At 45.0% G+C, this 13430-nt stretch carries 8 protein-coding genes; 2 read left to right on the top strand and 6 right to left on the bottom strand.

Annotated features, from left to right (window positions below; all coding sequences use genetic code 11):
• Positions 1-9: 9 nt before the first annotated feature.
• The 4 genes from L0U88_RS03000 to L0U88_RS02985 are packed head-to-tail and all read right to left on the bottom strand — an operon-like array spanning position 10 to position 2952.
• Positions 10-345, bottom strand: a complete 336-nt coding sequence (locus L0U88_RS03000) for a hypothetical protein (protein ID WP_234864125.1) — start codon at positions 343-345, stop codon at positions 10-12.
• Positions 346-365: 20 nt separating this feature from the next.
• Positions 366-839 (bottom strand): hypothetical protein, encoded by a 474-nt coding sequence (locus L0U88_RS02995; protein ID WP_234864124.1) that lies wholly within the window; start codon positions 837-839, stop codon positions 366-368.
• Positions 829-1941 carry a carboxylate-amine ligase gene (locus L0U88_RS02990; protein WP_234864123.1) on the bottom strand — a complete coding sequence of 371 codons (1113 nt, stop codon included), beginning with the start codon at positions 1939-1941 and terminating at the stop codon, positions 829-831. The genes L0U88_RS02995 and L0U88_RS02990 overlap by 11 nt, the downstream gene beginning before the upstream one ends.
• Positions 1942-1989: 48 nt before the next feature.
• Complete coding sequence (locus L0U88_RS02985; RefSeq protein ID WP_234864122.1) at positions 1990-2952, bottom strand: ATP-grasp domain-containing protein; 963 nt, start codon at positions 2950-2952, stop codon at positions 1990-1992.
• A gap of 104 nt (positions 2953-3056) precedes the next feature.
• On the opposite strand from L0U88_RS02985, the gene L0U88_RS02980 reads away from it, so the two are divergent.
• Positions 3057-3884, top strand: coding sequence for an alpha/beta hydrolase (locus L0U88_RS02980; RefSeq protein ID WP_234864121.1), 828 nt, complete (start codon positions 3057-3059; stop codon positions 3882-3884).
• An 83-nt stretch (positions 3885-3967) separates the two neighbouring features.
• Here the strand turns inward: L0U88_RS02980 and L0U88_RS02975 are convergent, their stop codons facing one another.
• The gene (locus tag L0U88_RS02975) at positions 3968-7201 is read right to left on the bottom strand and encodes a TonB-dependent receptor (protein ID WP_234864120.1); all 3234 of its coding nucleotides are present in this window, start codon (positions 7199-7201) and stop codon (positions 3968-3970) included.
• A gap of 166 nt (positions 7202-7367) precedes the next feature.
• Between L0U88_RS02975 and L0U88_RS02970 the strand changes: the two genes are divergently transcribed.
• On the top strand, positions 7368-8561 hold the full coding sequence (locus L0U88_RS02970; protein ID WP_234864119.1) for a bifunctional 3,4-dihydroxy-2-butanone-4-phosphate synthase/GTP cyclohydrolase II: 1194 nt from the start codon (positions 7368-7370) through the stop codon (positions 8559-8561).
• 63 nt (positions 8562-8624) lie between these two features.
• Here the strand turns inward: L0U88_RS02970 and L0U88_RS02965 are convergent, their stop codons facing one another.
• Positions 8625-13337: a translocation/assembly module TamB domain-containing protein gene (locus tag L0U88_RS02965; RefSeq protein ID WP_234864118.1), complete on the bottom strand. Its 4713-nt coding sequence runs from the start codon at positions 13335-13337 to the stop codon at positions 8625-8627.
• Between the last annotated feature and the right edge of the window lie 93 nt (positions 13338-13430).

The following is a 13430-nucleotide window of genomic DNA, read 5'->3' as shown; positions in this document are numbered from 1 at the left end:
AGATTTTAATTATAAAACAACACCAAAAATGGTATCAACAATCAACGATAATAAACTGTTGCGGAATTGTTCAATCCGGATAACAGACAAGCCCGCCTGCTTCAGCGCGATCATCTGAGCGAGATCTTTTTGTCCGAGTACCAGCCACTCAAAATCCTGCGTGGTTAATTTTCCTTCCGCCAGCAACAGTGTCCAGCGTTTCAGACTTTCTCTGGTATCATCGAGGAATTTCCTGCCATCCTTAATGGCTGCTTTGGTGTAGTTTTTTACAAAGAGCCTGGCCAGCTCTTCCACCTGTTTTTTGAGGGTTTTGAAAATATCGTCAAATGGTACTGCTTCAGCCATGATAACAGCTTAGGTTGTGATTATTGTTGAAGTTCTTTTGGAGTAAGTTTACCACTCTCCAGTTCAGCCAATTGGTCAAATGCTTTGCCTACAATGATTTTTGCTTCAGTAATAAAACCCGGACTTAACTGACCTTCTTTTTTCCAGCGTGAAAGAAAACCTCCCAGCAGGTTTTTTTCCGGATTTCGGAGTAATTCCCACATTTGAATCCTCAACTGATTTTTCTTTCTATGTAATTCGTATTCGTAGAGTTTATCCAGCTGGTCGGTTAATTTCTCTATTTCTTTTTCCTGAGTATTATAAGTTTTCTCCGCCTTGTCCATGAGTTTCAGTGCATCCACCTTAAGGCTGGTGGATTCCTTGTATACATATTGATCATAGGGGGCAGTAGTAACACAGGAACTCTGTATAAAACAGGCACTGCTCAGGATTACTATCAAAATCAGCGCCGGCCAACTACGTTTATGCAAGGGCGTTAGTAGATTAAATACCATAAAGAAATTGGTCTTTGATATAATCCACCACCGATACCATGCTATTGGTCTCCTGGTATACCTTCATTTGACGGTCGGCACCGGTACCTGTTTCCAGCAGGTTGGGAACCAGCGAAAGGATATGCCGGCTTCCAAGCTGATCTACCACATCATCTACAAAATCCAGTAATTCATAAATCAATACACGGGTATTTACTTCTTCTTCTTTCCCGAAATCAATCAGTCGTCCATCGATTCCATAGCGACTGGCTCTCCATTTATTTTCGTTTATTAGTGCCCGTGAGTACTGAATGAAATTCAGGTTGTTGGTGCGCAGCTTGTAAATTTTGGCGCAGATCGCCTGGAAGAGTGCGGCAATGATAATGGTTTCATGGGTAGTCAGTGGTACATCGCAGATCCTGAACTCGACCGTATTGAAGAATGGATGCACCCTCAGATCCCACCAGATTTTTTTAGCATTGTCGATGCAATTGGTTTTTACCAGCATCCTTACATAGTGATCATAATCTTCAATGGTATCGAAATATTCAGGTATGCCTGTCCGTGGGAATTTATCAAATACTTTGGTACGGAAAGATTTATAACCTGTCAGCCTTCCTTCCCAAAAAGGGGAATTGGTACTAAGCGCATAAATATGTGGCAGGAAATACCGGGTGCTGTTGGCAATATGATTGGCCATCTCCCTGCTTTCCATTCCTACGTGCACATGCAGTCCAAAAATGAGGTTGCTTCGGGCAGCTTCCTGTAATTCATTAACGATTTCACTGTAACGGACATGGTCAGTGATGAGCTGGCTTTCCCAATGGCTGAAAGGATGCGTACCGGCTGCACCCATTGAAAAACCCAGGTCGCCGGCCACTCTTGCAATGGTATTGCGAAGGGTAGCCACATCTTTTAAGGCTTCGTCAATGTCTTTGCAGATATCAGTACCCACTTCCACCACCGCCTGGTGCATTTCTGCTTTTACTTTGTCCTTGATGATTTTTTGTCCCTCCAATACAATCTTTTGTTCATGGCTTTTCAGCTCGCGCGATTGTGGGTCAAGGACCATGTATTCTTCTTCTATACCCAGCGTGAATTGGCTATAATTAATTGGAGACATATGAATTAAGTGAGATGTGAGACGTGAGACGTGAAAAATTAAAAATGATTATAGTCCGGAGGTTAAGGGTGTTTTGGCAGCGCTGCGCTTGATGTATTCACCCCAGGTCAGGTTGTCTTTTCCCGGCTGGTGTGCCATCGCTTTTTCAATGGCATAATTGGCAGCAGTTTCGACTACCCAGGCAAAATTATCCTCGCCTACACTCTTGATTTCTGCGTCGGGAGCGGGATTACAGAAATCGATCGCATAGGGAATGCCATCTCGTACAGCCAATTCCACTGTGTTGAAGTCATAGCCCAGATAATGGTTGATTTTTAAAACAATCTCCTCCATCTGCTTAAGACGTTCCGGGCTGGGAGAGAAGCCTGCCTGGTAACGGAGATGGTGCGGGTTACGTGGTTCATATGGCATGATCCGCACATATTTGCCCCCTATGCAATAACAACGGTAGTATTCATCAAAAATGATCTCCTCCTGTAACAGCATTACCAACTCGCCGGTTTCACCATGTTTCTCAAAAAAGTCTTCCATGCTTACCAACTTATACACGTTTTTCCAACCCCCTCCTGCAAAGGGTTTCATGTAAGCGGGAAATCCGACATACTTGAAAATGCCGTCCCAGTCAAGTGGATATGCCAGGTTGCTGAACGATTGATCGGTTGTGTCTGCCGGAAGATCCCTGGAAGGAAGTATAACCGTTTTGGGTACGGGTACCCCGATTTTGGTGGCCAGGCAGTTATTGAAGAATTTTTCATCGGCACTCCACCAGAAGGGGTTGTTTATCACGGCCGTTCCGCAGAGGGCTGCGTTCTTTAGAAAAGCCCGGTAAAAGGGCACATCCTGGGAAATCCGGTCAATGATTACCGCATACTCAGTGGCTTCTCCCTGCATCACTTTATCGATGCGTACGGGTTCTGCAAGGATGCCTTCTATGTTTTTACTATTTACACGCTCTATGAAGGCCATCGGAAAGCTGCGTTCCTGGCCAAACAAAATGCCAATTTTCTTCATCTGTAATTGAATTGGTTAATGGTAAAGATCGAACCTGAATATAGTTTTTTTTTCACCAAATTCCTGTATTTTCAGCGCCCTGTATTATTTTATTGTGAACAGTTATGAGTGACCTGATGCCCCCGGAGAAAACCAGTTTGACAATTGATATCATCGCTACTGAAATTGAATCGGAACACCTTGATCGTACGGTAAAAGTAGACGCGTATGTTCCCGGATTCCTGGAGAAACACCAGCGCCCTGCCTTGCTGTTAATCAACGATGGCCAGGACATGCCTACCATGAACTGGATTGAAGTGTTCAGGGACTTCCTGCAGCGTAAGGGAAGCATTCCGCTTATTGCGGTTGCCATGCATGCGGGTACAGATCGTAAAATGGAGTACGGTACAGCCGGTGTTCCGGATTACCTGGGCAGGGGCGCTAAAGCAGCTGCTTACACGAAATTTATCTTCGAAGAATTATTGCCAACTATCCGGCGGGAACTGGGATACCCTGAATTCAGTGAAAAAGTATTTGCCGGATTTAGCCTGGGAGGTTTATCGGCACTGGATATTGTGTGGGCGCATCCGCATGAATTTACCAAAGTAGGGGTCTTTTCTGGTTCACTCTGGTGGAGAATGATTGATCAGACAGAACCTGACTATGATGACGACAAACATCGCATTATGCATGACCTGGTGAGAAAAGGAAATTATGCCCCCTGGCTGAAGTTTTTCTTTTGTACCGGAACACTCGATGAAACCAATGATCGCAACGGGAATGGAATCATTGATTCCATTGATGATACACTCGGACTGATGACTGAATTGGAAGGAAAAGGATATAACCGCAGTTCCGATATGTATTACCTCGAATTACCGGATGGCAGACACGATGTAGCAACCTGGGGTAAGGCAATGCCGGTATTTCTGGACTGGGCCTTTGCAGGCTGATTAAAGCGATTTTTATGTAACTAAAAAAGGCTGTCTCACATTTTGTGAGACAGCCTTTTTTATATTGAATAACTGCTAAGCTGTTAGAAGTTCAGACGAACACCCAACTGGCTGCTCCATCTGCTGCTGTTAAATACGCCATCGCTGATGGTATAAGGTTTTCCGTCTCTGGGAGCAGTATAACGGAAAGTCGGAGTAAGGTCGGTAGCGCTTCTGTAACCGGCAAAATCGAGCAAACGATAGTTGTCGTTAGATGCAAACCAGGTACGACCCCATTCACGGTTCAGCATGTTGGTGAAGTTGAATACATCGTAAGTAACCTGAATCTGGTAGGTTTTCTTCGAAATGCGAATGTTGAAGTCCTGCTGGATTTTCAGGTCGATTACATGGGTGAAAGGCAGACGTGCAGCATTTCTTTCTGCATACTGACCACGACGAGTTTTCAGGTAGCTGTCGTTTTCAACGAAATCATTGAAAGCAGCCCACTGCTGATCAGGAGTCTGGTTGCCATTCTGAACGAATACAATTTCACTGCTGTTACGGGGAACATAGATCAGGTCATTGTCTTCGTTGTTGTCAAAATCACGAACCATACCACGGCTCATTACATAACTGTAAGGAGATCCGCTCTGACCATTATAGGCCAGTGTAAAGGTAGTCGCCAGGTGCTTTTTAGCATAGGTGATCTTTTTCGCTGCGTATGCATAGATACGGTGTGCAATGTCAAAATCACTGATGCTTCTAACCATATTATTACGGCCATTTACTGTTTCCATGAATCTCCACTGAGAGCTGTTTTGAGAGCTGGTACCTTCATTCAGCACGATAGAGTTTCCATAAACATAACTGGCGTTGAAAGCAAAACCATTTCTCCAAGCCTTATCGATGGTAGCCGTGAAATTGTAAGAGTATCCTTTTGGTCCGTCGTTGTTATACAAAAGATAAACTCCGGTATACGGATTTGATCCATTTGAACGCATTGGAATTGGAGCAGGGAAGGAACCACTCAATGCATACACATTACGGGAATCCGCGCCAGCAGACTGTGCTGCAGGAGGAAGGATGTTTACGTTCTGATAAGCGATTTCGTTGATGTTCTTGGTGTAAATACCTTCAACAGTGAATTTCCATCCTTTACCCAGTTCTTTATCAACTGCTAAAGAGGCACGTACTACCTTATTCATTCTGAAATCTTCAGCAATCAGGTTTACCTCACCTGATGGGAGACGGGCACTCAGTCCCAAATCAGAAAGAGTATATTGATCAAATGGATCCGGACGGAAAGCCAGATTAGATCCGTTCAATCCGGCGATACTAACACCGTTCTGGTTGTACACGCCACCAGGCCATACCAGGGGAACACGGCCGGTAAACAGACCCACACCACCACGGATAGTGATTCCTTCATCGGGAAGTTTACCAATAAATCCGATTCTTGGGTTGAGCGACCATTTTGGATTAGAAATTTTTCCGCTACGGGCACCTCTCAGATTATAGTGCTGGCTGATAGCAGCAGCAGCTGTATCGTTGAAGAAATTATCCGTACGGGGATCATCCAGGAAGATGGTGTTATCAGCACGGAGACCCAGGTTCAGTGTGAAATTGTCTGAAACCTTGATTTCATCATTAATGAAGAAACCTAAACGCAGGGTGGCAAAAACCGCAGCAGCGTTTTCACTTTTGTCACCAGTTACACCTGGGTCAACAAGGGAGTAAGAACGGTTATAGGTAGTTGCATTTCCTCCATTCAGGAAAGTTTCCAGGTTCGGGAAATCATAAGAACCATAGTTCTGGCGGATGAATACGTTATACGATTTGCTGTACTCGTTATCGGTACCAATGGAAATCGTATGTCTTCCTTTGTACATTTTGAATACATCGAAGATTGCTACGTTATCCTGCGTCAAGAGGTTACCGGTGGAGAACTCTTCGGTTCCAAAGAACAGGCTGGACGCGCCATCACGAATCCGCACACGGGGGAAAGCGCCACCGAGGGGACCACGGTCGTCTTTTACACCAGTATACGTAATTAACAGGCGATTGTTGCTGCTTCTTTTGAAACGGCTGTTTAATTCTACAGACAATGAATTGGTTTTGCTCGGGAAAATGTAACCGTTGTTGTAGAAATTGATCGACTGGTTAGCACTTCTACTGGTGTTATAACGCTCCGCATTGTTGTAGCGATAGCTGACACTCAGTTTGTTTTTGGCATTCATATTCCAGTCTACCTTAGCTGTAATACGATCAGCGGTTACTTTTTCAGGGTTGTTCAGGTAACCTCCTGGATCATAGTTATAATTATTGCGCAGGAAGGTGGTGAGTGTAGCCAGATCATTTTCTGTTAAAGATCCCTGGTAATCACTAAATGAGAAAGGCTGCGGACGCTCATCGCGCTGCATTTCAGCATTCAGGAAGTAAAACAGTTTGTTTTTAATGATTGGACCACCAATGCGGAAACCATAAGTTTTGTTGGAGAAGTCGTTCAGTCTGGTAGCGTCTTCTTTAGCGCCACCCGGAGTTTTCCCACTCAGGCTCTGATTACGGAAGAAATAATAGATACTTCCGGTTGTTTCGTTAGTACCGCTGCGGGTAATCGCATTGATACCACCACCGGTGAAGTTACCAAGGCTTGCATCATAAGGACTAACAACTACCTGGAACTGGTCAATCGCATCAATTGAAATGGGAGGAGCTCCGGTTTGACCACCGTTGGTACCACTTGCAGACAGACCAAAAACATCATTATTGACAGCTCCATCAATATAAAAGGAGTTGTAGCGGTTGTTCTGACCAGCAATCGCAATACCACCGTCACCGGTAACTTTTGCCTGTGGAATAAAACGAAGGAAATCGGAGATATTACGGCCTACAGTTGGAAGGTTGGCCATTTTGTCGCGACCGATAGAGGTTTCTGCACCACCTTTACCGGTTTCACGAGCCCTTCCGCGGGCGGCAACTACTACTTCTGTAAGTTGCTGCTGCGTATCAGACAGGGTAAAGTTCTGGGTTTCAGTTTCACCCAGGTTCACAAATACGTCTTCGCGGGTTGCCGACTGAAATCCAACAAAAGAAACCTGGATTTTGTAGGGTCCGCCTGTATTAATGTTAGCGAGGTCATAGCGGCCACCTGTTCTGGTTACTGCCGTATACACGGTTCCGGTTGGAACGTGTGTAATGGTTACGGAAGCACCCACCAGAGGTTCACCTGTTGCCGTTTTTACGGAGCCGCTCATGCTACTGGTCGTAACCTGAGCCGTTGCGCTGACCGTGAATGCCACTAAAAGGCACACCAGTCGTACAATTCTCTTCAAAAGCATAATGTGTGTGTTTTACAATTTTGCTGCAAAGAAACTGAATAATTCTATTATGTTATTTGGATAATGTTAACAAATTGTAACCTACCGGTTTACCTTGATAAGTTGCCCATATTCTCTGATAATAGTGTTCTGAGGTCTTTACCGTAGCTTTGCTAAAATTTGGTTTATGCTGGATAGTATCGAAAGTGCCATTGAAGACTTCAGGGAAGGTAAGATGCTGATTGTGGTGGACGACGAGGACCGTGAAAACGAGGGTGATTTTGTAATCGCCGCCCGCCATGTGACCCCGGAAGTCATCAATTTCATGAGCAAAGAAGGCCGGGGACTCATTTGCGCCCCCCTGGTTGAAGATCGCTGTGAGGAGCTTAAACTCGATATGATGGTCAGCAGCAATACCGCTTTACATGAAACCGCTTTCACCGTATCGGTGGACCTGCTGGGTCATGGCTGTACTACCGGAATTTCCGCGCACGACCGGGCCAAAACCGTCCAGGCGCTCATCAACCCGGATACACGTCCCGAAGAACTGGGTCGTCCGGGCCATATTTTTCCCCTTAAAGCTAAAAAAGGCGGTGTGCTGCGCCGCGCCGGCCATACGGAAGCTACCATCGACCTGGCCCGTTTGGCCGGATGCGAACCCGCCGGTGTACTGGTGGAAATCCTGAATGAAGATGGTACCATGGCCCGCCTGCCTCAACTGCTTGAGATTTCCAAAAAGTTTGGGATCAAGATCATTTCCATCAAGGACCTGATTGAATACCGCCTGAAGCGTGATACCTTAATTGAAGAAGTGGTTCGGGTGGATATGCCTACCAAATACGGACATTTTACCATGGTGGCTTTCCGCGAGAAGCATACCAATAACGAACATATAGCCCTGATCAAGGGCGAATGGGATAAGGAGGAGCCGGTTCTGGTTCGGGTACATTCCAGTTGCTTTACCGGTGATATACTCGGTTCCCTGCGATGTGATTGTGGCGAACAGTTGCACAAGGCGCTACAATTGGTGGAAACTGAAGGCAAAGGGGTTGTATTATACATGAACCAGGAGGGAAGGGGTATTGGCCTGATGAACAAACTCCGGGCCTACAAACTCCAGGAAGAAGGCATGGATACCGTGGAGGCGAACCTCCATCTTGGCTTCCCGATGGATAAACGCGATTACGGTGTTGGAGCCCAGATACTTCGTCACCTGCAAATCTCCAAACTTAAGTTGATCAGCAATAATCCCAAGAAGAGAGCCGGATTAATGGGCTATGGTATTGAAATTGTCGATACGGTTCCCATCCGAATCAATCCCAACCCGCACAACGAACGGTATTTGCAAACCAAGCGGGATAAACTGGGACACAAACTGTAAAGTATGAAGTGTGAATTATGAATTATGAATTGGAGAACGAATCCGCCCAATAATTCTAAATTCCTAATTCTTAACTCCTAATTCTTCTTCTGGGAGTTCCTCCGTTTTATTTTTCTTCTTGCGGCGGAACAGTTCCCAGATGCGATCGAATTCTTTACGGTAAGATAGTCCGACGCCTGAGCGTTGGAGGGCACTTTGGTAGGCATAACTCCAGTTATTACGATAGAAAAACGTGATACGGAATTTACCATCCGGGGTTAGTTTGTATTCCGCAGATACATCCGGCAGGAACTGGAAAGTGGCCGATTGCCTGGAATTGATCCCGAAATCGATCGCACTGCCTACCATAAAAGTGAGTCGCTCATTCAGATAACTTTTAGCCAGGCTAAGATTAATGTTCGTCCGGTCTGGTAACAAGATCTGTGTATTCGATTGTCCGGTAAGGTTGGTGCCGCTGTACAGGGCGGCATTCATGTTCAGCTTCAGGCTTTTATCGTTGAATACATTCTGCAGAATTTTGGAGAATTCGTTAGACAAAACACTGGATAAAAAGCCGGAAATGCTGCTCACTACCAGGCTTTCAAACGCGGTATTGGCGAAAGATGCACTGTTGTTCTGAAGGCTTCCAACAGCAGTCAGCGGACCGAAATTGTTAAACAAAATCAGATAGGATACCTGTTTGTTCAATTCGTTCTCATCTTCCTGAATGATCTTGAAAAGCGTACTTGCCTGGTAATTGTTCCGTAACGGACTGTTCGTCGGCAATTCAATCCGGAAGCGGATCTTTGGCTGTGATAATTTCTCTGTGATATTGGCAATGATATTTACCGTACCACGATACTGGGTTACGTTCGGGTCATTGATCCCGAATCCTCCACTACTTAGCAGGTCACTGAACTTCACATTGTTTGCCGAATACAATGCATCAATCTTTAAAGTTGCTTCGTACGGGTCTCCATTCCAGCTGATGTAATTGTTGCGTTCCGGCAACAGAATAAAATTTTTCTTCCAGGCCTGGAAATTGAAATTGTAAAAACCACTTTCGATATCATACCTGCCTGTCATGGTAAGGTTCTCTTTGGAACCTACCCGCATTTTTAAATTCCCATTACCCCTGGCCGTTATAATATCACCGGTTGCCTCATCAATGATCATGTTTACCACAGCCATATTATTCGCCCTGATATCGAGTGATACGGTAAAATTGGATTCGCGGTCATAGGGTTTGTAAGGTGTCATTTCCTTACCATATTCTTTCCATACAATGAAATCCGCTTCTGCATTCTGACGGCTCGATTCCGTTGCGATGTATATATTGCTGCTGTCTGTAGGCTCACCGCTGATCTCCATCTGCATGTCGTACATCGGACCGCTGAATTTCATGTTGGCCCGACCAATAACATTTCCGTAAAAAAGACTGTTGTCGGCTGAAGTGGTATTCAGTAAAAGCAGCTTATTGGTCTTTACCGAAAAATCAAAAGCAAGGTCATTGAAATTATTGTGATAGAGTTTTCCTTCAGTCAGTTCTCCCTTGTTGCCTAAAGTATCCTGTAATACAAATTTGCCAAAGTCTATTTGTCCATCTGTAAACTTGATCTGTGCTGCAGGAATTTTATAGTAAACTTTTGTGTAATCAACCAGCAATCCTGCTTCATTTAAACTTACATCTCCCAGGTATTTAAGATTATTTCCTTTGCCAACAATTCGTAATTGACCGGTTGCATGACCATCCAGCTTTTCAAATATGCCCGTCAGGTATTGTTGCAGCAAACTGATTTTGGTTCGGCTAAGCTTTGCCGTTATATCTACCTGGTCTGATAAACTGTCTGTTGTGTTGACCAGTCCGGCTACATCAAAATTGTAATTCTCATTAAGCGAAATAGTTTTAAAAGTCACCCTGCCCGACTTGCTGGAATAAGTGCTGCTCAGATCCAGCACACCTATTGAATCATTGTCCAGGCGAAACTGTTCCGCTTTCGCTACGGCATCCACCTGCAGGTTGCTGAACGGATCGATAAGTTCTATCTCCCCGGTGAGCAATCCTTCCAGCCGGTTTGATTTAACAAAGAAGGGCGCGAAATCGCCTATATTGATTTTCTTCAATTCCACTTTCAGATCATTACCCTTACCAATAGACGAAGGAGCAGAGCTGAGTATGATTTCCTGGTCTTCACTGTAAATCCGAACGCCTTCAGTTGTAACAAGTTCTTTACTCAGGATGATCTCACCTCCATCGTCAATGATCCAGGGTTTTTCGTTGATTTCGAAACTGGAAGGGTAAAACTGTACCCGGATACCATTTTTCAGCGTTTGTACTTCACCGGCAATGGAAGCTCGGTTTAGCGTCTGGTTGGCACTGGTTTGAATGCTAACTTTTGAAAGGTCATTGCTGGCGCTGATATTCACAACGGATCCCGGGAAATGCAGACTGTCATTTACCTGGATGTCTCCAACAGTGGTATTCACTGCAAGCGAATCAAAATTTCCCCGGCCTTTGAATTTTACATCGTAGAAGCTGAGTTTATTATACCCGAATTCCGGGATCTCGGCATCCACATCAAATATGTTTTCTTTGGTATTGAGCTGCCCGTTGATGGTAGCGTTATTAAATCCTTTGAGCCGTTTATCCAGCAGACTTAGGTAATCATCCACTTTGCGCGTGGTGATAAAAAAGCTGAAGTTATTGTCCACTGCTGTTTTCGATGCTGCAATATAACTGGGGTAGTAACGGTTGAGAAAGGTCTGGAAGGCATCAGGTAAGGAAGAGATATTGAATTTTCCGGCGAGTATGCCTTCGAATTCGTTGGAACGCACGGTGATGGTTTTGTTCCCACTTTCCTGCAAACTGCTTTCCACATATAGGCTGTCAAAGGAAATTCGTTGTCCATTGTTATACACCGAAGCATCGGAAATGCGGGCGGATCCCAGGAAGTTGTCAATATTGCTGCCTGAAAAATTCACATTGAAGGTGCCATTGAAATCCAGTTCTTCTTTTGCGAATTTCATGCTGCGCAGATTCGCATTCACCACCAGTGCACTAAAATCGAAGCGGGGTATTTCACCGGACAAATCAACCAGTCCCTTTAGTTTTGCTTCCAGGTGTTCATCGTTCACCGCAACATTTCCATTAAAAAGACGCTTTGCGAATTTTCCATCTATTTCGATATCACGGTACTCATACCCCTTATACACGATAAACGGAATATAGCCTTTCAGTCCCGCATCCAAAGTTTGCAGTGTAAAGCCTCTTCCCTTAATATCACCGGCAACACCAAAAGAACCCAGCATGTTGTTCCCAATAAATTGCCCAAGATTAAATTCTTCTGTCTGAATGGTTCCTTCATACATGGGAGCACCTTTATCGGGGAATTTCATATTCACATCAGTAGCCAGGGTGCCTAAGGCTGTTTCAATAGTTCCATAGGTTACAAAATCAGTCAGGAATCCGGTGAAGCTGCCCTTGAATTTTATAAAACCAAGCCGATCCAGCCGGGGTTCGTTAATTGTTTTAATAACAGGAAAGAATTGTGTTACATCAGCATAGCTGGCATTGAAATCCCGAACTGTTACATCGAGATAGGACTTTTTTATGTCGGGCAGGCCTTTCAATACAAAGTCTCCATTCAAGTAGGTGTTATTACCTGCTTTTGCTATTACTTTTTTCCCTTCCAGATGACTGATGGTACCCGATGCCTTTCCACTCAGGCTGATCCGGGTATTCCAGTTTGCCAGTTCAGGGGCGAAATAAGCGATGTCATCGCTGTGAATAATGGCATCCGTGAAATTGCCTTCCAGCCGGATACTGTCGATGAATTCACTCATATCATCAAACGTATCATAGCGCATGGCATAATAGTTCCGCAGATAGCTTTTAGGCGTGCGTATGTCGAGTTGACGGAACTCCATCGCTTCAGGATGGAATCGCATAAGGGCTTTTAATTTTTTTACTTCAAAGCCGGATCTCTCTTTGGTTGCAATCTGGATATTGCCGCTGAAAGTGTCGTTTACTAGTTTGATATCACTGATCTGGCTGTTGATCTGGCTGAACTGGAAATGTGCGCCGTCAAAATAGTAGTAGGGCGCTCTTTCGGTTTCAATGTCGTTTTTAAGGGTTCCATTCCGGATGGTCAGGTTGCGGATGCCCAGCGACCATTTCCCGGGGTTCCATCTCAGGTTCTCGGGATCGTTCGGAGGAAGAGGAGAACTCACCTTACGGGGTCTTGGTGGCCGGTTCCCATCATAATTGTAAATGGAAAAAATGGGCTGTACGATAGACAGGTTTTTTACCTGGATGTTTTTATTGATCAGGTCAAACACTTCAGCCTGCAGATCGAGCGATTGAAGTGATAGTCCCAGGTTTTCTCCCCGCCATTCATCCCGCTGCAGCAACCTGATGTTTTTCAGCGATACTTCCTTTACCGATAACTGGATCGGGTTCTGTTTTTTCTGACTGGGGGGAGCCGCGAAATAATCGGCAAGAAACTGGTAATTCCAGACCGAATCCACCCGGTGCAAATCAATCAGGGTGTTTTCCAGCCCGATATACGTGAGTTCCACCTGGTCTTTCACAAAAAACCAATCGGTGATGTTTACCTTGAGGGCGCCGGCATACAGCAATGTGTCTTTCTGCTGATCCCTTACCAGGGTGCCGTTCAGAGAAAGGGTGTTGAAAAATTCGAGGTCGATATGATCCACTTTAACCTCGGTTTTCAGCGCCCGCGACAGCCTGTTGGCTGCGTGCCTGGCAATATAATTCTGGACGAAAGATACCTGCAAGAGAAAATACACCAGCACCACCAATAGCAGAAGCGACAGGATTAGATAACCGGTTATTTTAAATACTCGTTTCAGGAATTGGGTATTATCTGT

Source organism: Flavihumibacter fluminis, assembly GCF_021491375.1.
Taxonomy (GTDB): Bacteria; Bacteroidota; Bacteroidia; order Chitinophagales; family Chitinophagaceae; genus Flavihumibacter; species Flavihumibacter fluminis.
This window is presented reverse-complemented; position numbering and strand designations above follow the sequence as displayed.